The sequence below is a fragment of the Hamadaea tsunoensis DSM 44101 genome, from assembly GCF_000428945.1.
In the GTDB taxonomy this organism is placed as follows: domain Bacteria; phylum Actinomycetota; class Actinomycetes; order Mycobacteriales; family Micromonosporaceae; genus Hamadaea; species Hamadaea tsunoensis.
Genome location: NZ_AUAX01000019.1, coordinates 55,487 through 79,311, shown reverse-complemented (window position 1 = coordinate 79,311; position 23,825 = coordinate 55,487). Strand labels below are relative to the sequence as shown.

The 23,825-nt window shown below is 70.7% G+C and carries 16 protein-coding genes; 8 read left to right on the top strand and 8 right to left on the bottom strand.

Annotated elements, in window-relative coordinates; translation table 11 throughout:
- Positions 1-85 precede the first annotated feature (85 nt).
- On the top strand, positions 86-1,396 hold the full coding sequence (locus G401_RS0125640; RefSeq protein WP_027344721.1) for an MGH1-like glycoside hydrolase domain-containing protein: 1,311 nt from the start codon (positions 86-88) through the stop codon (positions 1,394-1,396).
- On the opposite strand, the gene G401_RS48410 is transcribed toward G401_RS0125640, so the two are convergent.
- Positions 1,335-4,397, bottom strand: coding sequence for a putative bifunctional diguanylate cyclase/phosphodiesterase (locus G401_RS48410; protein WP_157546319.1), 3,063 nt, complete (start codon positions 4,395-4,397; stop codon positions 1,335-1,337). The genes G401_RS0125640 and G401_RS48410 overlap by 62 nt on opposite strands.
- A gap of 444 nt (positions 4,398-4,841) precedes the next feature.
- Here G401_RS48410 and G401_RS48405 point away from each other — a divergent pair, with 444 nt between their 5' ends.
- On the top strand, positions 4,842-5,741 hold the full coding sequence (locus tag G401_RS48405; RefSeq protein WP_034593116.1) for an alpha/beta fold hydrolase: 900 nt from the start codon (positions 4,842-4,844) through the stop codon (positions 5,739-5,741).
- Between the two features lie 632 nt (positions 5,742-6,373).
- Here G401_RS48405 and fxsT read toward each other — a convergent pair.
- The gene (gene fxsT / locus G401_RS0125625; protein ID WP_027344720.1) at positions 6,374-10,195 is read right to left on the bottom strand and encodes an FxSxx-COOH system tetratricopeptide repeat protein; all 3,822 of its coding nucleotides are present in this window, start codon (positions 10,193-10,195) and stop codon (positions 6,374-6,376) included.
- Between the two features lie 201 nt (positions 10,196-10,396).
- Between fxsT and G401_RS0125620 the strand changes: the two genes are divergently transcribed.
- Genes G401_RS0125620 through G401_RS0125605 form a run of 4 tightly spaced genes read left to right on the top strand, consistent with a single transcriptional unit; the run spans position 10,397 to position 14,352 of the window.
- Positions 10,397-10,810, top strand: coding sequence for a hemerythrin domain-containing protein (locus G401_RS0125620; protein WP_027344719.1), 414 nt, complete (start codon positions 10,397-10,399; stop codon positions 10,808-10,810).
- A 25-nt stretch (positions 10,811-10,835) separates the two neighbouring features.
- Positions 10,836-12,293: an AAA family ATPase gene (locus G401_RS0125615; protein WP_051367149.1), complete on the top strand. Its 1,458-nt coding sequence runs from the start codon at positions 10,836-10,838 to the stop codon at positions 12,291-12,293.
- Between the two features lie 13 nt (positions 12,294-12,306).
- Complete coding sequence (locus tag G401_RS0125610; protein WP_027344717.1) at positions 12,307-13,479, top strand: thiolase family protein; 1,173 nt, start codon at positions 12,307-12,309, stop codon at positions 13,477-13,479.
- A complete protein-coding gene (locus tag G401_RS0125605; RefSeq protein WP_027344716.1) occupies positions 13,480-14,352 on the top strand; it encodes an alpha/beta fold hydrolase in 873 nt (290 codons plus the stop codon).
- Positions 14,353-14,368: 16 nt separating this feature from the next.
- Here the strand turns inward: G401_RS0125605 and G401_RS0125600 are convergent, their stop codons facing one another.
- Positions 14,369-15,439, bottom strand: coding sequence for a DUF3626 domain-containing protein (locus tag G401_RS0125600; RefSeq protein WP_027344715.1), 1,071 nt, complete (start codon positions 15,437-15,439; stop codon positions 14,369-14,371).
- A gap of 47 nt (positions 15,440-15,486) precedes the next feature.
- Complete coding sequence (locus tag G401_RS0125595; RefSeq protein ID WP_027344714.1) at positions 15,487-16,611, bottom strand: LCP family protein; 1,125 nt, start codon at positions 16,609-16,611, stop codon at positions 15,487-15,489.
- A gap of 88 nt (positions 16,612-16,699) precedes the next feature.
- On the opposite strand from G401_RS0125595, the gene G401_RS0125590 reads away from it, so the two are divergent.
- Together G401_RS0125590 and G401_RS0125585 are read left to right on the top strand one after the other, a co-directional pair.
- Positions 16,700-17,326: a helix-turn-helix transcriptional regulator gene (locus tag G401_RS0125590; RefSeq protein WP_027344713.1), complete on the top strand. Its 627-nt coding sequence runs from the start codon at positions 16,700-16,702 to the stop codon at positions 17,324-17,326.
- A 32-nt stretch (positions 17,327-17,358) separates the two neighbouring features.
- Complete coding sequence (locus G401_RS0125585; protein ID WP_027344712.1) at positions 17,359-17,796, top strand: DUF3291 domain-containing protein; 438 nt, start codon at positions 17,359-17,361, stop codon at positions 17,794-17,796.
- A 197-nt stretch (positions 17,797-17,993) separates the two neighbouring features.
- Here G401_RS0125585 and G401_RS0125580 read toward each other — a convergent pair whose 3' ends face one another.
- The 4 genes from G401_RS0125580 to G401_RS0125565 form a co-directional block, all read right to left on the bottom strand.
- Positions 17,994-20,402 carry a glycoside hydrolase family 2 protein gene (locus G401_RS0125580; RefSeq protein ID WP_027344711.1) on the bottom strand — a complete coding sequence of 803 codons (2,409 nt, stop codon included), beginning with the start codon at positions 20,400-20,402 and terminating at the stop codon, positions 17,994-17,996.
- Complete coding sequence (locus G401_RS0125575; RefSeq protein ID WP_245601840.1) at positions 20,399-21,295, bottom strand: carbohydrate ABC transporter permease; 897 nt, start codon at positions 21,293-21,295, stop codon at positions 20,399-20,401. The genes G401_RS0125580 and G401_RS0125575 overlap by 4 nt, the downstream gene beginning before the upstream one ends.
- Positions 21,292-22,281 carry a carbohydrate ABC transporter permease gene (locus G401_RS0125570; RefSeq protein ID WP_027344709.1) on the bottom strand — a complete coding sequence of 330 codons (990 nt, stop codon included), beginning with the start codon at positions 22,279-22,281 and terminating at the stop codon, positions 21,292-21,294. The genes G401_RS0125575 and G401_RS0125570 overlap by 4 nt, the downstream gene beginning before the upstream one ends.
- 104 nt (positions 22,282-22,385) lie before the next feature.
- Positions 22,386-23,660, bottom strand: coding sequence for an ABC transporter substrate-binding protein (locus G401_RS0125565; protein ID WP_027344708.1), 1,275 nt, complete (start codon positions 23,658-23,660; stop codon positions 22,386-22,388).
- Positions 23,661-23,825: the final 165 nt, after the last annotated feature.

Sequence of the window (23,825 nt, the reverse complement as noted above, 5' to 3'; positions counted from 1 at the left end):
GCGGGGTTATTCCCACACGAATCGCCAGCAACACCACCAGCGCGGCTAGTGGTTAAGCGCGCCGCCTTTGGGAACGATTGCGCGAATGGACCACGCACGCAGCCCGTACCGACGTCTCACATCCACCGCCGAAGCCGTGCTGAACCGCAACTGGACAGGCGATCACATGGTCCCGTCCCGGACGCTGTATCCGCACCAGTGGAGCTGGGACGCCGCGTTCATCGGGATAGGGCTGGCCCACGTCGCCCCCGAGCGCGGCTGGCACGACCTGGCGAGCCTGTTCGCCGCCCAGTGGCCGGACGGACGCGTACCGCACATCGTGTTCGATCCGGGCGTCGCCGAGAAGGACTACTTCCCGGGCCCGGCGTTCTGGGAGGTCCCGCCGGTGCGCCAGGACGGGCGGAGCGTACGCACGACGGGGATCGTCCAGCCGCCCGTGCACGCCCTGGCCGCCCTGCACCTGCACCGGGTAAGCCCGGCCGCCGACCGGCTGCGCGAGCTGTACCCGGCCCTGGTCGCCCAGCAGGAGTACCTGCTCAAGCACCGGGACGCCGGCGGGCTCGGCCTGGTCAGCATCGTGCACCCGTGGGAGTCCGGCCTCGACAACAGCCCGTCCTGGGACGCCGCGCTGGCCCGCGTACCGGCCGATCCGGAGGTGCTCGCCCGGTACGAGCGGCGGGACACGAGCAAGGCGGTCGCGAGCCACCGGCCGACCAATGCCGACTACGCGCGCTACATCGGGCTCGCCGAGAGCTACCGCGACGCCGGGTACCGCGACTTCGACCTGGCCGAGACGCATCCGTTCGTCGTGGAGTGCCCGGCGTTCAACGCGCTGACCGCGGCCGCCGAGGCCGCGCTGGCCGAGATCGCGACCGTGGTCGGCGCCGACCCCGCCCCGCATCTCGAACGGGCCGCGGCGATCACCGAGGCGCTCGTCGGGCACCTGTACGACCGTGAAACCGGACAATTCCACACGCGCGATGTGCGTACAGGGGAACTGTCGAAGGCTCGCTGCGTGAACGGGCTGGTGCCGCTGATCCTGGCCGGGCTGCCCGGCGAGGTCGCGGAAAGCCTGGTCGCGGTCGCGGAGTCGGCGCGTTTCGGGCTGCCGGTGCCGAGCTACGACCGGACGGCGGCGGACTTCGACACGCTGCGCTACTGGCGCGGGCCGGTCTGGATCAACATCAACTGGCTGCTGTGGCGGGGGCTGGCCACCCACGGGTACGCCGACCGCGCCGACCGCCTGCGCACGGCGATGCTGGACCTGGTCGAGCGGTCGGGCTGCTTCGAGTACTTCCAGCCCGACACCGGCGAGGGCATCGGTACGCCGGACTTCAGCTGGACGGCCGCGCTGGTACTTGACCTGCTGGCAGAGACCCCGCCGGAACGGGAGTAGCCGGCGGCTCGATCCAGGCGAGCGCCTCCGCCGGACCGAGCGGACGCGCGTAGAGGAAGCCCTGGCCGTACTGGCAGCCGAAGCGGCTCAGCAGGTCGCGTTCGGCCTCGCGCTCGATCCCCTCGGCGATGACGTCCAGCCCCAGCGTCTGCGCCAGGCGCACGATGCCGTCGACCAGGGCGGCCTGCTTCGCCGAGGTCGCGATCGTGCTGGTGAACAGCCGGTCGATCTTCAACGCGTCGAGCGGGACGTGCCGCAGGTAGCTCAGCGACGAGTAGCCCGTGCCGAAATCGTCGATCGCGACGCGTACGCCGAGCCGGCGCAGCTCGACCAGGTCGTCCCAGACGGCGTCGTCGTCGCGCAGCAGGAGGCTCTCGGTGATCTCGACCATCAGGCGGTCGGCGGCCAGCCCGGCGGCCCGCAGCCCGTCGCGTACGCTCGCCACGAAGCCGGGCGCCCGGAACTGGCGTACCGAGACGTTGATGCTGATGTAGGGGCTGGATCCGGCGCAGACGGCCTGCCAGCGGGCGGCGGCGGCGAGGGCGGAGCGCATCACCCACTCCCCCATCGGCACGATCAGGCCCGACTCCTCCGCGACGTCGATGAACTGGTCGGGCTTCAAGGTGCCGCGCGTCGGGTGCTCCCAGCGTACGAGCGCCTCGAAACCGGTCGTCCGGCCGCTGCGCAGGGCCACGATCGGCTGGAACTCCAGCCGCAGGTCGCCGTGGGTGATGGCCTGGTCGAGCTCGGCCCGCAGTTCGAGCCGCCGGACCATGTCGGTGTGCAGGGTCGGCTCGTAGCGCCGCCACTGGCCCTTGCCGGCGTTCTTGGCCACGTAGAGCGCGAGGTCCGCCCGGCGCAGCAGCTCCTCGGAGGATTCTTCGCCGTCGCCGACGACCACGCCGATGCTGGCCAGGCCGGACACCGTCCGCTCGCCGATCGCGAAGGGCTCCGACAGCGCGCCGACGATCCGCTCGGCGACCCCCTCCACCACGGCCCCGTCCGGTGCCCCCGCGATGAGCACGGCGAACTCGTCGCCACCGAGCCGGGCGGCGGTGTCCTCCGGCCGCAGCACGCCGAGCAGCCGCCGGCTCACCGCGTGCAGGAGCAGGTCGCCGTACTCGTGCCCGAACGTGTCGTTGACGACCTTGAAGTCGTCGAGGTCGAGGAAGAGGACGCCGAGGACGCCGCCGCTGTCGCGTACCCGCCCGACGACGTCGCGGATGCGCTCGGTGAACCGGGTCCGGTTGGGCAGCCCGGTCAGGCCGTCGTGGAACGCCTGGTACTCCAGCTCCTCACGCAGCTGCCGCTGGTCGGTCACGTCCCGGATGGTGAGCACCAGGCCCCGGACCGTCGCGTCCTCGCGCAGGTCGCGGCCGGCGATCTCCAGCTGGACCTCCTCGCCGCCGTGCCGCACGATCGCCCACTCCAGCTCCTCGTCGCCGCGGGCCAGCTTCGCCAGGCAGTCGGGCGTCAGCCCCAGCAGCGCGCCGAGATCGTGTCCCGTCGCCTCCAGGCCCAGCACGGTACGCGCGGACGGGCTCGCGTACCGGATGCGGCGGCCGTCGGGTTCGACGATGAGGATGACATCGGTCGTGTTCTGCACGAGGGTGCGGAAGTACTGCTCGCTGTTGCGCCGGGCGATCTCGCTGCCGAGCGAGATCCGCTCCAGGGCCAGGGCGGCCTGCGCGGCCAGCAGCTCCATCGGCGTCTGCAGGTAGCCCAGCGACACCTCGTCCGCCGCGATGAGCACCACCCCGATGTGCGGGTCGCCGGACGGCCGGTCGGCCAGGGCCAGCGGGCACACCAGCGCGATCTCGAACCCGCCGAGCTGGCCCGCGATCGCGATGTGCAGCGTACGCGTGTAGCAGAGCCGCAGCCCGGTGGCCGGCCGCCCCTCGAACAGCTCCGGAACGGTCCCATCGTTCATGATCACGAGTACGCGGTGCGGCGTACCTTCGGGCAGCAGCTGGGCGGTGGCGGTCCGCAGCGCCTCGGCGACCCCGCCGGCGTCGGTGGCCGACAGCAACGCCGCGTTGGCCTCCCGCAGCCCGCGGCCGCGCAGAATGCTCCCGCGGTAGCTGTTGATCACGCCGAACAGCCGGATCAGCACGAGCATGAAGATCACGGCGACGAACACGTCGATGACGACCGGGTAGACGCCGTAGCCCCGGGCCGAGACGAAGAACAGCACGGTCAGCGGGATCAGCAGGAACAGCGTGAGCAGCACCTGGTGGGCGACGCCCATGTCACGGGGCCGGACCACCCGCGGCTCGGTGAGCATGCGCATCGACGGGTGCAGGGCGGCCGCGCCCCAGCAGGCGTAGAACACGATCCAGCCCAGGTCGACCGGCCCGCCGACGCTCCACTCCGCGTTGATCTGGATGAGCCCGTAGAGCACGTCCGCGACGAGCGTGCCGAAGGCGCCGACCGCCAGCAGCAGCACAGTAGGGGTCGCCCGGGCCACGAAGACGAGCCGGAGCGCGACCGCCACCAGCAGCACGTCCCCCAGCGGGTACGCCACGGAGATCGCCCGTTCGAGCAGGCTGTGACCGGGCTCGGTGAGCCGCGGGGCGATGAGGAACATCCAGCAGAGCATGCCGATGCCGACCGTGAAGATCGTCGCGTCGAGGGCCACCGCCCTGTTCCGGCTGGCCGCACCGGCCCGGGAGAGGCCGACGATGCCGACCGCGGTCAGCCCGTACATGGCCAGGTACAGCAGGTCGGCGACGGACGGGAACGGGTTCGGATCGCTGCCCACCTGCACGATCACGTTGTACGCGGTGTCGCCCGCCCCGAAGCACAGCACTCCCGCGGCCAGCCACCACCAGGGCGCCCGCCATCGGGGCCGGTACCGGTGCACCCCGTAGACGATCGCGAACGCGCTGCTGACCGTCAGCAGCCCCCAGGTCGCGATGTGCCAGGAGGGCAGCGCGTAGAAGGCCGCCGTGAGGAGCGACATCCACACGGCGTAGGCGGTCAGCACTGCTCGGTTGGACATGCACCCCCCGGTTGCTCGCTACCTTTGCACCAATTGCGGTTCTAGGCAGGTTTTTGGAATCATGACACATTTTCCCGTTCTGATCACACTCCGTGATGGGGTCGATGCGTACCACCCGTTCGGCCGATAAAACCGGCCACTGAACGGACATACATCACGAAAAGGGACGGCGATGACCGGCGGCGACAACGGGGCGCCAGGGCGCGTCCGGGAACACGGCGGGGCGCATCCGGCACCCGGCGGGCCACCCCGGGACACAGTGGACGTCCACAATGGCCATCGTCGGATATCGACGCCCTTCGGGGCTAAAGTGTGGTGTCGGCGGTCACGACCCGTATATCCTCCAGGTAGGCGGGCTTGTGCGCTCCGACGCCGGGGCGCCGCGCCCGCCTGTGACTACCCTGGACGGGGACGCCCGCCCCGGCCGGCGCGGGAGGGCTGGAAGTGCTCCAGCAACAATCGAAGGACGGGGAGGTCGTCACCCCCGACGGCCGTACGCTGCGATACTGCGTCACCGGAGCGCTCAGCGGATCGCCGGTCTTCCTCCTGCACGGCCAGCCCGGCAGCCGCAACGGACCCAAGCCCCGCGGCAGCGTGCTCTACCGGCTCGGCGTACAGCTGATCGCCTACGACCGGCCCGGCTACGGCGGATCCACCCGCCACAAGGGGCGCAGCGTGGCCGACGCCGCCGGCGACGTGCTCGCCATCGCCCAGGCCCTCGGCATCGAGCGGTTCGCCGTCGTCGGCCGGTCCGGCGGCGCACCCCACGCGCTCGCCTGCGCAGCCCTGCTCCCGGCGGTCACGCGTACGGCGGCCCTGGTCAGCGTCGCCCCCTCGGACGCGGACGACCTCGACTGGTTCGGCGGCATGACCTCCGGCAACGTCGCCGACTACAACGTGGCCGACGCGGACGGCGTACGCCTCGCCGAACAACTGCGCATCCGGGCCGACCGCATCCGGCGCGACCCCGACAACATGCTCGAGGACATGCTGGCCAGCCTGAGCGCGGCGGACCTGCGCGTCGTCGGCGACATGGCGCTGCGCAAACTGCTCACCGAGACGTACGCCGAAGCGCTCCGCGAAGGCCCCTACGGCTGGATCGACGACGTGTTCGCCCTGCGCAGCCCATGGGGTTTCCGGCTGGGCGACGTCAAGGGCGAGGTCCTGCTCTGGCACGGAGCCGACGACACGTTCTCGCCGGTCAGCCACACGCGCTGGCTCGCCGAGCACATCCCCGGGGCGAAGGTGCAGGTACAACCGGCGATGGCCCACTTCGGCGCGGTCGAGGTCCTCCCCGACCTGCTGGGATGGCTGACAGCCGGCACCCACCAATTCCAGATCTGACCCGGCACCCACCCCCGCCCCACCCCGGCACCCGTGCAGCATCCGACCACGTGTTCCGACAATCTTGCGCGAATGTCCCGAATTTCGTCCGGTGTACGCGAAATGCCCGGACATTCGCGCAAGATCGCCGGACTCGGGCCGCGGTCATGCGGCGAGCAGGCGGTCGGCTTCCCCCGGGCTTTGTCGCGACTGTCCGATACGGGGCGGGTTTTGACGTCTCTACCGCTGTAGATCACGCCCGAGCTGCTTGATCGTCGGCTTTCTCCCGGGGTGTGGGAAGGATCTTCCGGTAGGTGGGCCCGGGTCGCCGATTTCTTGATCGATGACGGGTGAGGTGTAAATCCGGCCCGATCCGCATGATCGTTTGCGTGTCAGGTGTAGCCGGAGGCGGTCAGCGTGCTCCAGAACCGCAAACGATCATGCACTCGGCGGCCGTTTTACACCTGAGCCGTAAACGATCGCCCCGCTGGCCACCACTGGGCACCCAGATCGAACAGTCGCGACAAAGGCCAGCCACGCCCGGGACGGACGACGCCCCGAATCGTCGGGGGACTCGGGCGCGGGTCGGAGGCTCGCGTGCGGGTTGGGTTGGGTCGGGGACTCGTGGACGGTGAAGCGGGGGCTGGGGCGGTCTAGTGGGGATGTGGTTCCACTACCCGGTGGAGGTGGGCGCCGGCGCGGAACGCCTCGACCGTCGGATGCTCCGGGCCGAGACGGTCGGCGAGTCGTTGGAGCGCGCGGTCGAGACGCGTACCGGCGTCGGGGAAGCGGAGCCGGTCGCGGACCATCGCCAGGTTGGCCTCGCATCGGATCGCGTCGGGGTGGTCCGCGCCGAGACGGGCGGTGAGGCGTACGGCGGCGGGTTCGAGGAGGATCCGGGCGGCGTCCGGGTCGCCGCTCTCGGCTGTCACGATCGCCTGGTTCATGCCGGCCGCCAGGGTGCTGGGATGGTCCGGTCCGAGGACCCGTTCGAGGCCCGCCACGGCGGGGTACGCGTACTCGGCCGCGGTTTCGAGGTGGCCGGCGGAACGTTCGGCGGCGGCGAGGTTGCTCAGGCAGATCAGGGTGTGGGGATGGTCCGCGCCGAGCGTCTCCTCGTACGCGCGGCGTACCGCCCGGAATTCGGCGGCGGCCCGTTGCGGTTCGCCGAGGGCGAGGACGGCGGCCGCCCGGCTCATCCGGCAGGCGAGGGTGTCGGGCGCGGTCGGGCCGAACATCTTGTCCAGTTCTTCGTACGCGTCGTCCAGCAGCCGGGCCGCCTCGGCCGTCCGCCCCGCGGCGCGCAGCGAGACGGCCTTGTTCGCGTGGGCGTTGAGCGTGTCCCGGACGGTTTCGGCGGCGTTCTCCTGCAGCAGCCGGATGACGCTTTCGAGCAGGACGATCGAGTCGGCGTACTCGCCGGCGTCGCGCAGGTCGCGGGCCAGATTCGAGGCCGTGAGCAGGGTGTTCGGGTGCTTGTCGCCGAGGACCACCCGGTAGCGGCTGTACACCGCCTGGTCGCGTACGCGGGCCTCGCGGAAGTCTCCCATCAGCCGGTACGCCGACGCCAGGTTGTTCAGCGCCACCAGCGTACGCGGATGATCGTCGCCGAAGTCCTCGCGCCAGGCGGCGTAGGTGGCCTCGTCGCGGGCCAGCGAATCGGCGTACCGGCCGAGGGCGCGCAGGTCGGCGGCGAGTCCACCGGCCGTCATGAGGGCGTCGGGATCGGCCGCCCCGAACAGCCGCCCCTGATCGGCCAGCACCTCCTCGTCCAATGTGTACGCCTCCGCGTACCGGCCGAGGCGCCGCAGGATGTTCGCGAGGTTGAACCGGATCTGCAGCAACTGCCGGGTGAGCACCTCGTCGGCCGGTTTCCGGGCCCATTCGGCGATCACCTGGGCCGCCAGCCGGGCACCCCCGTCGAGATCCCCGCGCAGGTAGAGGTAGCGGACCTGGTCCACGAGCAGGTCGCGTACGCCGGGGTCGGGGCAGGTCATCGCCTCGGTGGCGGCGACGTGCGGCCAGAGCAGTTGCAGGCGCGGCCAGGTCTCGGGGTCGTCGACGCTGCCGCCGGGCCGCGACGCCGCCAGCACCAGGTGCGCCTCGTGCCGGGTCTGGCCCAGTTCGGCCGCGCTCATGCGGCCGCGGACGACCTGCTGGAGAAGCCGGTGGACCAGGACGCGGTTGCTCTGCGCGTCGACCTTGAGCAGCGCCAGCCGGTTGTTCTCCTGGACGAGCTTGCCGCGGCCGATGCGCGAGGCGAAGCCGCCCTCGACGCGGCGCAGCGCGGCGGCCATCTCGTCGCCGTAGACCAGGTCGAGCGAGACCTCGGGCGCGAGCACCGAGCACAGCTGGAGCAGGCGGAACGCGGCGGGTGACCGCCCGCGCAGCCGCTCCAGCGACAGGTCCCAGGTGGCCTGCACCGCGGGGTCGTCCTGGCCCACGCGGGTAAGTTCCGCCACATAGGACTCCACCGGCACGCCCGAGTCCGCGAGCCACGCGCCCGCCGCCGCCACCGCGATCGGCAGGTCGCCGAGCATCTCGGCCACCCGCGCCGCCGGCTCCGACCCCAGCCCCGCGACTCGTTGCCGCAGGTGGGTCACGCTCTCCTCGCGGCTGAAGACATCCACCCCCAGGGTGTACGCGATCTCGGCCCAGGACCGGGCCCGCGACGTGATCAGGACGCTGCCGCCGCTGCGGGGCAGGAAGTCGCGGATGCGCTCGACGTCCTCGGCGCTGTCGAAGATGAGCAGCCAGCGGCCGAAGTCCCCCTTTTCCAGGGCGACGAGGGCGGCCCGGGCCGACCCCGCGACCGTACGCTGCTCCGAACCGGGTACGCCGAGCCGCGTACCGAGGTCGGCCAGTTCCGCGTCCGCGAAGGTCGCCGGCTCCGCCCGGATCCACCAGACGACGTCGTAGGACGAGCGGAAGCGGTGCGCGTACTCGATCGCGAGCTGGGTCTTGCCGACCCCGCCCATCCCGCAGAGGGCGACGAGCCGGGTGGGCTGATCGGCGGCCGGACCGTCGGCCCGCAGCCGGTCGCGCAGGGTCGCCAGCGCGCTCTCCCGCCCGGTGAACGCCGGATTGCGCCCCGGTACGCCGAAGACCGCCGGCCCGTGCCCGGGATAGCGCGCACTGAACGGGTCGGGCCGGCCGCCGGTGTGCCCGACGAGGACCAGCAGCCGTTCCGCGGCCGCCCGCGGGGCGAGCCCGTAGACGGAGACCCCCGGATACGGCCCGGCCGGGCGGGCATGGTTGACGTGCACGATGAACGGCAGCGACGCGGCCGGCCCGGGCAGCGCGGCGGTCACGACGTCCCGCGGCCAGTCCGCGTGCGACACGATGATCAGTTCGCGGGCGGCCGGCGTACGCCCGGTCGCGGCGGCCCGGGGATCGTGGACGCGTACGCCCGCCGAGCGCAGCAGGTCCCCGGCCCACTCGGCCCACACCTGGTCGGCCGGCTCGTACCGCAGGACGATCTCCTCCTCGACGGTGCTGTACCGCCGCGTGAACCGCCGGCTGTACGCGACCCGCGCGTCGTCGTCCATCGGCGGGAGCGCGGCGACCTCGCCCTGGCTGACCAGCCCGGTCAACCGCTCGTACGCGCGCAGCAGCGACCGCGGCTCGCCCGGCCGGTCGGCGAACGTGGCCAGGGTCTCCTCGAAGGCGTAGTACGACTGGTAGGGCACCCCCACCTCGGCCCAGTACGCCGACCGCTCCGGCTCGGGCAGGTCGGGGAAGCCGGCGAACCGGCGCGTGGCGACCTGCCGGGCGATCTCCGCCTTGACCTTCTCGGCCGGATCGACCCGCATCGGCACCGGCAGTACGCGGATGTTGCGGGCCCGGTACCGGTCCCGCACCTTCCGGGCGGTGTTCACCGCGCCGACGATGCTCTGCTCGCTGTAGGTGAAGCAGTCGACCAGCGTGTCCGGCAGGTGGATCGCGCAGATGTCGGCCACGTCGCTGTAGCCCGTCCGGCTGTCGATCAGCGCGTAGTCGTAGCCGGCCTTCATGTCGGCCCGCAGCGCGTCCAGGAACTGGCCGCCGCCCAGATGATCGTGGAACGTGTCCCAGTCCATGTTGTTGAGCGTCGCCGTGTACTCGTTGTTCTGCCGCCCGGCGGGCAGGAAGTCGATCCCGCCCCCGCCCGGGAACTCCCACGTCAACGGGACCGCCCAGCGGGCCACGCGGGCGTACTCGGCGTACCAGTCCTCGCGCCGGGGGACCCGCCGGGTCGCGGCCCACTCGTACTCCCGGATGAGATCGATGATCCCGCCCGTGCCCGCCAGGTCGTACGCGTCCAGGAACGGATGGAAGAACCGGTACAGCCCCGGCGACTCCAGATCCCAGTCGGCGGCCAGGACGCGCTTGCCGTTGGCGGCCAGGATCCACGCGACGTTGGCCAGCGCCATCGTCCGCCCGACACCGCCCTTGTAGGAGTAGAACGTGACGACCTGGCCGCGGCGGTTGTCCACGCGTACTCCCCGAGACATAGCAGAGCATGAATCTCCAGAGTATGCGCGGACGATCCACCCCGGACAGTGCTCCGGCCGGAGTACGCCCGTCAGGGGGTGAGAGCCAGCCGGACAGCGGTAAGGTTCAGGCAGCGTCGCGGTGTACCCGGCAACTCGTCCGCCGAGGGCATGGAGGCGCGGTACCTGACGGGACCTTTCGTCATGACCCCACCGAGCCGGCTGTCCGCCCTCGGCAACCAGTTGATCGACATCCACATCCGCCTGCGGGAACAGCTCGCCGACCTGCGGGACGGACGCGTACCGGCCGCGGATCTGCGAGTGCATTGCGCGGCGTTCTGCACGGCGGTGACCCGCCACCACACCGCCGAGGACGCCGACGTCTTCGCCACCCTCGCCGCCGAGTACCCGGAACTCACGCCGGTGCTCGACGAGCTGCGGGCCGACCACCGGATCGTCGCCGACGCCCTCGTACGCGTACGCGAGTCGCCGAGCCCGCAGGAGCTGGACACGCTGGCGGCACTCCTCGAAACGCACTTCACCTACGAGGAGCGCAAACTTGTCGACGCCCTCAACCGCCTGACCAGCGACAAAGATGTAGAACTCCAGTTAGACTAACTGGAGTTCTACATCGGGAGCACCCTTGATCGAGAAACCGCCGCTGATCTTCGACCGGACCCGCGAGTGGCGGGCCCTGAGCGACTTCGTCGAGACGCCCGGCCCGGGTGCCCGGCTCGGGCTGGTCTACGGCCGACGTCGCCAGGGCAAGACCTTTCTGCTCGCGAGCCTGGTCGAGGCAGCCGGCGGCTTCATGTTCGGGGCGACGCAACAGTCCGCCGCGCAGAACCTCCGGGCGCTGAGCGAGGCGTACTGCCGCCGGCTCGGGCGGCCGGTCTCCTACTTCAGCGACTGGCCGGCCGCCGTCGACGCGTTGTTGCGGCTCGGCGACGATCAGAAGACCGGGTTTCCGGTCGTCATCGACGAGTTCAGCTACCTCACCGACTCGGTCGAGGGGATGGCCTCGATCATCCAGATCGCCCTCGATCCCGGCCAGTGGGCGCACACCGGCGGCAACGCCCGGCTCATCCTCTGCGGCAGCGCGCTGTCCACCATGCGCGACCTCCTCGGCGGCTCCGCTCCCCTGCGCGGCCGGGCACAGGTCAACGTCATGATCCACCCGTTCCGGTACCGGGACGCCGCCGAGTTCTGGGGACTGGGCGACCGCCCCGAACTCGCCTTCCGCGTCGACGCGCTCCTGGGCGGTACGCCGGCGTACAAGGGGATGGTCGGCGAGGTGCCGGAGAGCGTCGAGGGTTTCGACGACTGGGCCTGCCGGCGATTGCTCGACCCCAATGAGGTGATCTACGCCGAGGGCGACGTTCTCCTGCAGCAGCAGCCGGAGCTCGTGGATCCCGCGCTCTACTTCGCGGTACTCGCCGCCGTGAGCCGGGGCGCGCACCGCCGGGCCGAGATCGCCGCGGCGCTCGACCGGCTGCCGAACGCCATCGGCCACGCGCTCGCCGTGCTGGAGGAGGTGCGGTTCATCGAGCGTACGGACGACGCGTTGCGTGCGCAGCGGCCGGTCTACTCGGTGGCCGAACCGGTCATCCGATGGCATCAGCTCGTCGTGGCTCCCAACGAGGCGCCGCTCGCGATCGGCGCGGCCGAGCGGGTCTGGCGGGCCGCCGCGGCGACCGTCTCCTCGAAGATCTACGGTCCGCATTTCGAGGCCATGGCCAGGGCGTGGACGCTGGAACACGCTGACGACGAGGTCCTCGGCGGCCTGCCGACCTCGGTACGCCCGGCGACGCTCGCCTGCCGGGAGCACCGGCAGGGTCACGAGCTGGACGTCGTCGCGATGCACTCGGAACCGTTCGCCGGTGACCGCATCCTGGCGATCGGCGAGGCGAAGGCGACCACCCGCCCGGTCGGCGACGGTGAGCTCGAACGGCTGCGCCACCTGCGCGATCTGCTGCCCGCCGACAAGGTGACCGAACGCGTACGCCTGTTGTTGTTCAGCCGCAGCGGTTTCACCAGGGAACTGCGGGAATCGGCGGCCGACGTGGAGCTGATCGACCTCGACCGTATGTACCACGACTAGCCATAATTGCCCCGTGGCCAATGATGTCTACCTCCTCGACGCCGTCCGGACCCCCTTCGGCCGCTATGGTGGCGCGCTCTCCGGCGTACGCCCAGATGATCTTGCAGCGCACGTCCTGACCGCTCTCATGGAGCGGACGGGCCTCGACCCCGGCGAGGTCGACGAGGTGTATCTCGGGGCCGCGAACCAGGCGGGCGAGGACAACCGCGACGTCGCCCGGATGGCCGCGCTGCTGGCCGGGTGGCCGACGAGCGTGCCGGGCACGACGGTGAACCGGTTGTGCGGGTCGGGGCTGGACGCGGCGATGCAGGCCAGCCGGACGATCGCGGTGGGTGACGCGAGCCTGGTCGTGGCCGGCGGCGTGGAGGCGATGAGCCGGGCGCCGTGGGTGATGTTGAAGCCGGCCAAGGGTTTCCCGCAGGGGCACGAGACCATGCACTCGACGACGCTGGGCTGGCGCATGGTCAACCCGCGGATGCCGGAGCGGTGGACCGTGTCGCTCGGCGAGAGTACGGAGATCCTGGCCGAGAGGTTCAAGATCGGTCGGGCGGAGCAGGACGAGTTCGCGCTGGCCAGCCACCAGAAGGCGGCGCGGGCGTGGGACGCGGGCTTCTACGGCTCGCACGTCGTCGCGGTCCCCGGCGCCGATCTGGAACGCGACGAGAGCGTCCGGCCGGACACCAGCCTGGCGGCGCTCGCGAAGCTGAAGCCGGTGTTCCGGGCCGACGGCACGGTGACGGCCGGCAACTCCTCGCCGCTCAACGACGGGGCGTCCGCGGTACTGCTGGGTGACGAGGCGGCCGCGCGGCGGTTCGCGCCGCTGGCCCGGATCGCGGGGCGCGGCGCGGCGGGGGTGGATCCAGACGTGTTCGGGGTCGGGCCGGTCGAGGCGGCGCAGCGCGCGCTGCGGCGGGCCGGCATCGGGTGGGGTGACCTCAAGGCGGTCGAGCTGAACGAGGCCTTCGCGGCGCAGTCGCTCGCGTGCCTCGCCGCCTGGCCCGAGCTCGACCCCGCGATCGTCAACATCGCCGGGGGCGCGCTCGCCGTCGGCCACCCGCTCGGCGCGTCCGGCGGGCGTATCCTCGGGCAGCTCGCGTACCAGCTGCGGGAGGCGGGTGGAGGGTACGGTCTGGCCGCGATCTGCATCGGGGTCGGTCAAGGTCTCGCCGTGGTCCTGGAGGTTTAGATGACGACTGTACGCACACCCGACGGCCGCGCTCTCGACGTTCTCGTGGACGGCCCCGAAAACGGTGTCCCGCTCGTGTTCCACCACGGTACGCCGGGCGCCGCGACCCAGTACGGACCGTATGTGAAGGCGGCCGCCGAGGCCGGACTGCGCCTGATCACCTATTCACGGCCGGGTTACGACACCTCCGATCCGCAGCCGGGGCGTACGGTCGCCGACTGCGCGGCCGACGTGGTGTCCATTTTGGACCATCTCGGCCTGGACGGGTTCTATTCGATCGGCGCTTCCGGGGGCGGCCCGCACTCGCTCGCCTGCGCGGCCCTCCTGCCGGACCGGTGCAAGGCGGCCGCCACCATCGCGGGCGTGGGGCCGTACGGCGTACCGGGGCTGGACTTCCTGGCCGGGATGGGTCCGGAGAACGTCGAGGAGTTCGGGTTGGCCGTCGCCGGCGCCGAAGCGCTGCAACCGTGGCTGGCCCAGGCCGGGCCGCACTTCGCCGCCGCCGAGGTGGACGGGATGATCGAGGCGATGGCCGGCCTGCTGCCGCCGGTCGACCGGGACGCGCTGACCGGCGAGGCCGCGCGGTACTTCGTCGACAGCCTGCGTACCGCCGTGTCGCACGGGACCGACGGCTGGCGGGACGACGATCTCGCCTTCGTCGCCGACTGGGGATTCGACCTGTCCGACATCAAGGTTCCGGTCGCCGTCTGGCAGGGCGACCTCGACCTCATGGTCCCGTACGCGCACGGGCGGTGGCTGACCGAGCACATCCCGGGCGTACGCGCGCGGCTGCGCCCGGGGCACGGGCACATCTCACTGTCGCTGGACGCGTTCGCCGAGGTCGTGGCGGACCTCGTGGAGGCCGACGGCTGAGCGGATCTGGTAGCGGCTAACGGCTGAACGGGGTGCCGAACGCCACCAGGATGTGCCAGAGGTACTTGACCAGCTGGCGGGTCTCGTCCGGCGTACCCCAGGACGACCAGGCGGCCGGGTCCTGGCCGACCGCCGCGGCGGCCCGCCCGAGCACCTCGGCCGTCAGCCGCTCGGCGTCGAACGTCTTGGCCACCAGCGCGGCGAACGCCGGCATCTCCGGACCGCGGAACTCGTCGTCGACGGCCTCCGGGGCGATCTCGTATCCGGCGTGCCACTCCAGGACCACGCCGCAGCGGTCGGCCAGGTCGGCGAGGTGGTCGGCACTCGGCGTACCGGCGAAGCTGGGGTCGAGCACGAAGGCGTCGACGTCCCGCGCGATCTCGACGGTGCCGTGCACCTGAGCCTCGACGTACTCGTCGAGCGCGCGGCCGATGCCCCGGCGCAGCGGCTGCGCGCGCAGGATGGTCAGCAGGTCGAGGTCCGAGCCGAGGTTGCCGGCCCCGCCCGCGCGCAGCCCCGCGACGATCGGTTCGAAGGCGTCGATCGTGCCGGTGTCGGCCGGGCCGAGGTGGCTGTCACCGACCGTGAACGTGCAGCGCTCGTTGACCTCCGGGCGCAGCCGGACGTGGCAGGACCCGAACCGCGGCGAGGCGCCGTCGGCGTGGCCGGCCAGGTTGAGCGCGCCGTACTTGGGCCGCTCGGCCGGGGCGTACTGCCCCGCGTGGTAGGCGTCGCCGAACAGGCGCTGCTCCCACAGGTCCCGGTCGCCACCCGGGTACGCCGTCCGGCCGCCGTTGGAGATGCCCGTCTCGAACTGTCCTCTATAGACACCCTCGGCGGACAGCGCCTCGGCGACGGTACGCCGCCGGGGAGCGCTCGCGCGAGCCGCCAGGAGTTCGGTCGGCTCGGCCACCTGCCGGTCGGGATGGAAGTTGAGGGTGACCGGCGTCGAGACGCGTACGCGGGAGATGAAAAGCCGCAGGTCGGGCAGGTCGGCGAGGCGGTCGAGATCGGCCTGCCGGCGGGCGTTCGCCTGATCGCGGACGTGGGCCAGCGCGGCCGTCTGACTCGGCGTCAGTTCCACCATCCCCGGACTTCATCACATACGTGCCATCCGGGGCAACTCGGTTCAGATCAGATATGGGACCCTACATTGACCAACTTGGCGTGCGCCGTCACCCAGGCCGCCAGGTTGTCCTGCTTCAGGGCCGCGAAGTAGGACACCTGCGACCCGTCCAGCTTTTCACCCAGATAGCTCGATCCGCTGTAGACCCCGCTGCCCGGGAAGCCCACCTGGCTGATCGCGGACGGGGACAGGTGCCGCAGCGCGTACGCGAACTCACTCGGCTTGCGGCCGCGGCCGTCGAAGGTGAGCGTGCCGCCGAGGGCGTCGAAGATCTTCTGGAAGGCGGCCGGGTTGGTGAACACGTCGGTGCTCATGGCCTTGCCGACGATGGCCTCGATGAGCTGGCGCTGGTGGCGCTGGCGAGTGTAGTCACCGCCGTCGATGTAGCGGGTCCGCGCGTAGTCCAGCGCCATCCAGCCGTTCATGTGCGTCTGCCCGACCGGGTAGGTCATCTGCGGGCCGGTGTAACCGTGCGGGCAGTGACCGCACTCGGGCCGGGGCAGGCCGTTGGGCTGGCGGTGGATCGAGGTCGTCTTCTGGTCGACGTAGAGGTCGATCCCGCCGAGCGCGTCGACCAGCCGCATCAGGCCGTGGAAGGTGAGGATCGCGCCGGCGTCGAACCGCGCGATGCCGGTGTACGCGCTCACCGCCTTGGCCGTCAGCTGGAACCCCTGCGCGATGTTGGGCCGGTTCTGCCCCGGTACGCGCGACCCGAACGCCATCGCCGCGTTGATCTTCGTCTTGCTGCCGGAGAACCTGGCCGGGGCGAACGCCGGGATGTTCACGACGAGGTCGCGCGGCAGCGAGGTCAGCCAGGCGTGCTGCAGATCCTTGTCGACGTGCAGGATCATGATCGCGTCCGTACGCGGGAACCACGTCGGGATCGACTCGCGCGTGTCCAGCCCCAGGATGAGGATGTTCAGCGGGCCCTTCAGGTCCGACCCGGGCAGCGGCGACGGGCTGCCGGCCGGCGACGGCGAACCCGCCGGGGACTCGCTCGGCCCGAACAGGTCGGTCTGCGGGATCGCCTTGTCGATGTGATCGCGCGTCAGCACGACGGCCGCGTACGCACCCCCGCCCAGCAGGACGACGATGGCCGCGATGATGACACCGAGACGGACCGAACGCGACATGCGTACCTCCCCGGGCCGGAACTCTACGCCCTCCCGGCGCCCCGCGCGGGGTTGGCGTGAGCGGACTTCGAGGAGGCAGACTGCCAGGGTGAACGACGATCTCGGCGCGGTGGCGACCCTGCACGATCCGGTCCGCCGGACGCTCTACGAGTACGTCGCGGGCCAGGGCCGGCCGGTCGGTCGCAACGAGGCCGCCGAGCACACCGGCATCTCGCGTACGCTGGCCGCCTTCCATCTCGACAAGCTCGTCGACGCGGGGCTGCTGGACACCGGATTCGCGCGGCTGTCGGCGGCACCCGCCGGTCCCGGTGGCGGCCGGCCGGCGAAGGTGTACTCGCGGGCGCGTACACCTCGCAAGGTCACGCTGCCCGAGCGCGACCACAGCGACCTCGCCACGCTGCTCGCGGCGGTGGTCCACGACCTCGACGCCGACGACCGCGCGGTGGCGGCTGCGCGCGCGTCCGGCGAGCGGCTGCACAGCCCCGGCGGCTGGCTGGACACGCTGCGGGCCCGCGGTTACGAGCCCTATGAGGAGGATCGACGCGTACGCCTGCGCAACTGCCCGTTCCATCCGGTGGCCGAGGACCAGCCGCTGCTGGTGTGCGCGATGAATCTGGCGCTGTGCCAAGGGATCGCGGGCCCGGACGCGACCGCGGAGCTGGACCCGCGACCCGGCGAGTGCTGCGTCGCGCTTTCTAAAACCAATCAGGATTGACATAGACTCCGTACGCGTGGTCTGCTCCTCCCATGCATCTGGCGCAGATCAACATCGCCCGCCTCGTGGCGCCGATCTCGTCGGCCGAGCTGGCGGACTTCGTGGCGCTGCTGGAGCCGATCAACGACCTGGCCGACGCCGCCCCCGGCTTCGTGTGGCGGCTCAAGGAGTCCGACACCGACCCGAGAGCGGTGTACCAGCACGACTTCGGCGACGACCTGCTGATCAACATGTCCGTCTGGCGTACGCGCGAGGATCTGTGGAACTTCGTCTACCGCAGCCGGCACCTGGCCGTGCTGCAACGGCGACGGGAATGGTTCACCCGCATGGCGGAGCTGTACTCAGTGATGTGGTGGGTCCCGGAGGACCGGCTGCCGACCGCCGCCGAGGGCGTACAGCGGCTGGAACTGCTGCGGCGCGACGGGCCCGGCCCGCAGGCCTTCACCTTCAAGGACTTCCACGAACCGTGACCCACCCCCGGGGCCGCGCCGCCGTGACGCGCCCGCCCCGCCGCGCTGCCGCGCGGCCCCCAAGATCCCGCTTGGATCAGGTTTTTCACCCGAATCATGGACCAAGATTCGGGTGATTTCCCTGATCCAAACGCGATCTTGAGGCGCGGGCGGGGCAGGGCGGGCAGGGCAGGGCAGGGCGGGCGGGGTAGGGCGGGTCAGTTGACGGTGCGCAGGACCGGGGCGGTGAGCAGGTCCGACGGCTCCAGCGCCCCGCCCGTGACCGTGAACGTCGCCGTCTCGCCCGGGAACAGCGACACCAGCTGCTCGTCCACCTCGGCCGACGGGTCCAGCCGGTCGGCGAACAGCGCCAGATCCCGCAGGAACGTCCGGGCGGTCACCATCACCTTCCAGGTTCCCGGATCCCCCACGACCACGGCTTCGTACGACGCCGGGGCGTAGTCGACGTCGCGGTCCTCGGCGAAGAACCACCAGGCCCGCTCGGCTCCGGCCGCCGACACGACGACGCACTCGGCGGTGACCTCGTCCGGAGTGGACAGTTCGGCCGGCAGGGTGAACCGCGTCGAGGACCCGGCGGCCAGGGCGACCGGCAGTTCCGCCGTGGCGAGCACCTTGCCGTCGAACGACCGCCGCGCGATCGTCACGCTGGTGTCCCAGGCCGAGGCGCCGTCGTTGACCGCGAACACCGAGAGGCCTTCGGGGCCGGGCTGGACGGTGAGCAGCCGGTCGGCGAACGCCCGGCGCAGGGCGTACCAGAGGGGTTTGCGGCGGCCGTCGCCGTCCACGGCGGACCAGGACGTCACCGGCCAGCAGTCGTTCAGCTGCCACACGACCGCGCCCATGCAGTACGGCCGCAGCGACCGGAAGTACTCGACCCCGAGCTGGATCGCGCGCGCCTGGTTGAGCTGCGTGTAGTACAGCCAGTCGTCGAAGTCGGCGGGGACCGGCAGATGGGCGTCGAGACCCCGGCGCAGTTTCAGGTCGCCGTCGGCCGCCTTCTGGTGGTGCGCCATCCCGGGCGAATCGGGGGCCAGCGGGCGGTCGTGCAGTGCCCGGGTCAGCGTCGCGTACGCGGGCGGGGCCTGGTAGCCGAACTCGGCCACGAACCGCGGCCGGTGATCCCGGTAGTGCGTGTAGTCGAGCTGGTTCCAGACGTCCCAGATGTGCATCGTCCCGGCCTCGGCCAGGTTCGGGTGCCGGTCGCGGTCGCCGGACCAGGGGCTGCCCGGCCAGTAGAACCGGCCCGGGTCGGCATCGGCCACAATGGACGGAAGCAGGTCGAAGTAGAAGCCGGCGCCCCACGTCTTCCCGGCCAGCGGCTCCTTCCAGTCCCAGTCCTCGTGCCCCCAGATGTTCTCGTTGTTGCCCGCCCACAGCGCGAGACTCGGGTGCGGGGCGAGGCGTACGACCTGCTCACGGGCTTCGGCGGCCACCTCCGAGCGGAACGGTTCCTCCTCCGGGTAGGCCGCGCACGCGAACAGGAAGTCCTGCATCACCAGCAGGCCCAGCTCGTCGCACAGCTCGTAGAAGTCCGCCGACTCGTACCGGCCGCCGCCCCAGACCCGGACGAAGTTGACGTTGGCGCCGACCGCCTGCCGCAGCCGCGTCGCGAGCCGCTCCCGGCTCACCCGGGTCACGAACGCGTCGTCCGGGATCCAGTTCACGCCTCGCGCGAAGGTCGGCCGGCCGTTCACCACCAGCGCGAACCCGTCGTCCGTGCGGTCGACGACCAGGTCGCGGAAGCCGACCTTCCGCTCCCACCGGTCCAGCTCCGCGTCGCCCGCCCGGAGGGTCACCGTCAGCGCGTACAGCGGCTGGTCGCCGAGGTCGCGCGGCCACCAGCGGTCCGGGGCGGGCACCCGCACGCGCACGGTCCCGCTGTCCGCGGTCACCTCGCCCACCACGGTCACACCCGCGATCTCCACAACCACATTCAGGGGTACGCCGTCCAGCCGCTCCAGCTCGTAGGACACGTCGACGACACCGTCGGTGCCGTCGAGGGCCACGTTCGGGCGTACCTCGGCCAGCCGCGCCGTGTTCCACGAGTGCAACGAGATCGGCTGCCAGATGCCGGCCGTCACCAGGGTCGGCCCCCAGTCCCAGCCGAAATTGCAGGCCATCTTGCGGATGAAGTTGAACGGCTCGGGGTACGCGTTCGGCCGGTCGCCCAGCCGGGCCTGCTGCTCCTGCGCGTACGCGTACGCCGAATCGAAGTGCACTGACAGCTCGTTGCGGCCGGGCCGCAGCAGGTCGCGGACCTCGAACCGGTAGGAACGGTGCATGTTGGCGGTACGCCCCAGTTCGTGCCCGTTCAGGGTGACCGTGGCGACGGTGTCGAGCCCCGCGCACAGCAGGTCGACACGGTCAGCGTCCGGCGACCACTCGAAGGCGGTGGTGTAGGTCCACGCCGACCGGCCGATCCAGCCCAGCCTGGTCTCGTTGTCGTCGAGGTAGGGGTCGGGGATCAGCCCGCTCGCGAGCAGATCCGTGTGTACGCACCCGGGCACCGTGGCGGCGACGCTACGCCCCGTGAGGAACTCGGGGGCCGCCGCGCCGGGCTGGACCGCGAGCGTCCATCCGTCGTGCAGGTTGCGGACGGAGCTCAATTCTTCACCGCGCCTTCCATGATTCCGCGCACGATCTGACGGCCCCCGACGAAGAGGGTGATCAGCAGTGGCAGGGTTGCGATCAGGGCGCCCGAGAGCACCCGTCGGTAGAGTACATAGTTTCCGCTGGCCAGGTCCGAGAGAGCCACCATGGAGGTGGGGAAATCGGTCCCGCCGAGCGTGATCAGGGGCCACTGGAAGTCGTTCCAGGTCGCCACGAAGGTCAGCAGGCCGAGCACGGCCAGGGCGGGCCGGATCGCGGGCAGCACCACGCTCCAGTAGACGCGCATCGTCGTCGCGCCGTCCACCCGGGCCGCCTCCACCAGCTCGTCCGGCACGCTGGTGAGGATGAACTGCCGCATGTAGAAGACGCCGAACGCGCTGACCAGGCCGGGGGCGATCACGGCGAGCAGGGTCCCGTTCCAGCCGAGCTTGCCCATGACGATGTACAGCGCGACCACGCCGAGCTGGTTGGGGATCGTGAGGGTGAGCACGACCATCAGCAGCAGCGCCCGGCTGCCCCGGAAGCGCAGCTTCGCGAAGGCGAATCCGGCCAGCGAGCAGAAGAACAGCTGCGACACGGTCACCGTCACCGCGACGATGGCGCTGTTGATCAGCGACGCCGTGAAGTAGACGTCCTGGAGGGAGAAGACCTCCTCGATGTTGGTCAGCAGGTGGCCGCCCGGCAGCAGGACCGGCGGGCTCTTGCTGACGGCCTCCTCGGTGCTCGTCGCGATGACGAACATCCAGTAGAGCGGGAACGCCGAGAAGGCCAGCAGGATCAGCAGCCACAGGTAGGACCACAGGCCGGCCCGGGTGTCCTGCGGGGCCCGGCCCGTCGCCCGCGCGCGTACGCGCCGGCGGGCCGGCGCGGTCATCGTTTCGCTGCTCATTTCGAGCGTCCCCCTCCGAGCCGGTTGGTGATGAGCGCGTTGGCCGCCGCGATGATCACGATGATCAGGAACAGCGCCCAGGACATGGCGGCGGCGTAGCCCAGGTTGAGGTTCTTCCAGCCGACCTTGTAGATGAGCTGCGCGATGGTCTGCCACTGCCCGCCCGCGCCGCCCGTGGCGGCCTGCGGATTCTGCTCGAACAGCATCGGCTCGGTGAACAGCTGCAGCCCGCCGATGGTCGACAGCACCACCGTGAAGATCACGACCGGCCGGATCATCGGCACCGTGATCCGCCACAACGTACGCCACGGCCCGGCCCCGTCCAGCGCGGCGGCCTCGTAGACGTCGCGCGGGATCGACTGCATCGCCGACAGGTAGAGCAGGGCGTTGTAGCCGGTCCACTTCCAGTTGACCATCGTGGCGATCGCGATCCAGGAGCTCAGCTTGGTCGCGTGCCAGTCCAGCGGGGTGTCCGGGTGGTAGCCGAGCACCTGCAGCACCCAGTTGGCGATGCCGTTGTCCCGGGCGAACACCACGTCGAAGACGAGCGTCGAGGCCGTCACCGGCGTGATGTAGGGCATCAGCGCGCCGACCCGGAAGAAGGTCTGCGCCCGCAGCCGGCGGTTGAGCACCGAGGCGATGACGATCGCGAGGAACAGCTGCGGGATCGTCGACAGCGCGAAGATGCCGAAGGTGTTGTAGAGAGCGTTCCAGAAGTCGGAGTCGGACAAGAGCTTCGCGAAGTTGTCCCAGCCGGCCCAACCGGCGTGCTCGGGGTCGTCCAGCCGCCAGTTCCGGAACGCGACGACGCCGTTGAAGATCGTCGGGAACAGGCCGAACACGAGGAACAGCAGGAAGAACGGCGCGATGAGCAGGTACGGCGTGTAATGCAGGTCGAACCGCAGCAGCCGGTGGCGCCAGCTGCGCTTGCGGGCCGGCGGGCGCTCGGTGCCGGGCGCTTCCGGCAGGGACGTCACCGAGACCATGACGGGAACCTCCAGGGGTGGGCGGCGGGAGTGCGGGGTGGGCGCCTGCGTCCCGCAAGGAATTTCGGCGCCCACCCCTCCCCACCTGCGAGGGGTCTTGAGGATCAGGCCTTGGCGGCCTTGTCGGCCTCCTTGATCGCGTCGGCCCAGCCGTCGTCCGGCTTGACCTGCCCGCTCTGGATCTGGTTCAGCACGTTCTCCACCGCGACCCGGGTCGGGCCGGCCTTCTTGCCGAGGTACTGCGGCTGGAGGCCTTCGGCCGTGCCAGAGAAGATCTGGCCGACCGGGGCGTTGTTGAAGAACGGGTTCTTGAAGTCGAGGATGGCGGGATCCTTGTAGAGCGCCGGCTGCGAGGGCAGGTTGCCGACCTCCTTGAAGATCTCGATCTGCTGCTCCGGCTGGATGAGCCATTCGAGCAGGTCGTACGCCTCCTTGACGTGCTTGCCCTGCTTGGGGACGGTCAGGAACGAGCCGCCCCAGTTGCCGCCGCCGCCGGGGATCGCGGCGATGTCCCACTTGCCGCTGGTGCCCGGCGCGGTGTCCTTGATGTGGCCCAGCATCCAGGCGGGACAGGCCAGCACGGCGAAGCTGCCGTTGACGAAGCCCTGGTCCCAGCCGGCCGAGAAGCTGGCGAGGTTGGCCGACAGGCCCGCCTTGATGGTGTTGACGGAGGCGTCGAAGGCGATCTTCGGGCCGCCGTCCATCTGCAGGTTCTCGCTGCTGTCGTAGAAGCCGACCGGCTGCTGCGCCAGCACGGGGTTGAAGACGTTGGTGGCGTTGTCGACGAACTTCTTGCCGGTCTTCGCCGTGTACTGCTTGCCGACCGCGATGAAGTCGTCCCAGGTCTTCCACAGGGCCGAGACCTTGTCCCGGTCGGTGGGCAGGCCCGCGGCCGCGAAGAGGTCGGTGCGGTAGCACATCGCCTGGCCGCCGACATCGGTGCCGAGGCCGATCTGGGTCTTGCCGTCGGCCGACAGCGACTGCTTCCACTTCCAGCCGAGGTACTTGTCCTGGTACTTGCCGGCCCCGTAGTCCAGCAGGTTCACGAACTTGTCGGCCTGGCTGCGGAACTGGACGATGAAGCCCTCGTCGATCGCCGCGATGTCGGCGGCGCCGGACCCGGCGACGAGCTTCTTCTGCAGGTCCTCGTGCTGCGCGTTGTATTCGCCGGAGTTGAGGACGATCTTGATGCCCGGGTGGCTCGCCTCGTACTTCGGCTTGAGCTGGGTCAGCCCGAAGTCACCCCAGAAATTGATCTTCAGAGTGACGTCGCCCTTCGACTCGGTCTGCGTGCTCTTGCCGCTGCACGCGGCCACCAGAACGAGCGCCAGGGCACCGACGGCGGTCGCCCTCAACGACCGCGTCATCAACCGTTTCATCTATTCCTCCGCGGGACGTGGCGTGGACTGAACCGGATAAGTAGCGACACTCTATGGGCGCGCTCCCAGGGTGTCAACGGCCGGTTAAGCGACCATGAAGACTTGCGTCAAGGACGGCGTACGCATAGAGTCACCGTGACTTAACCGGTTCTGTTTACGCAGGTC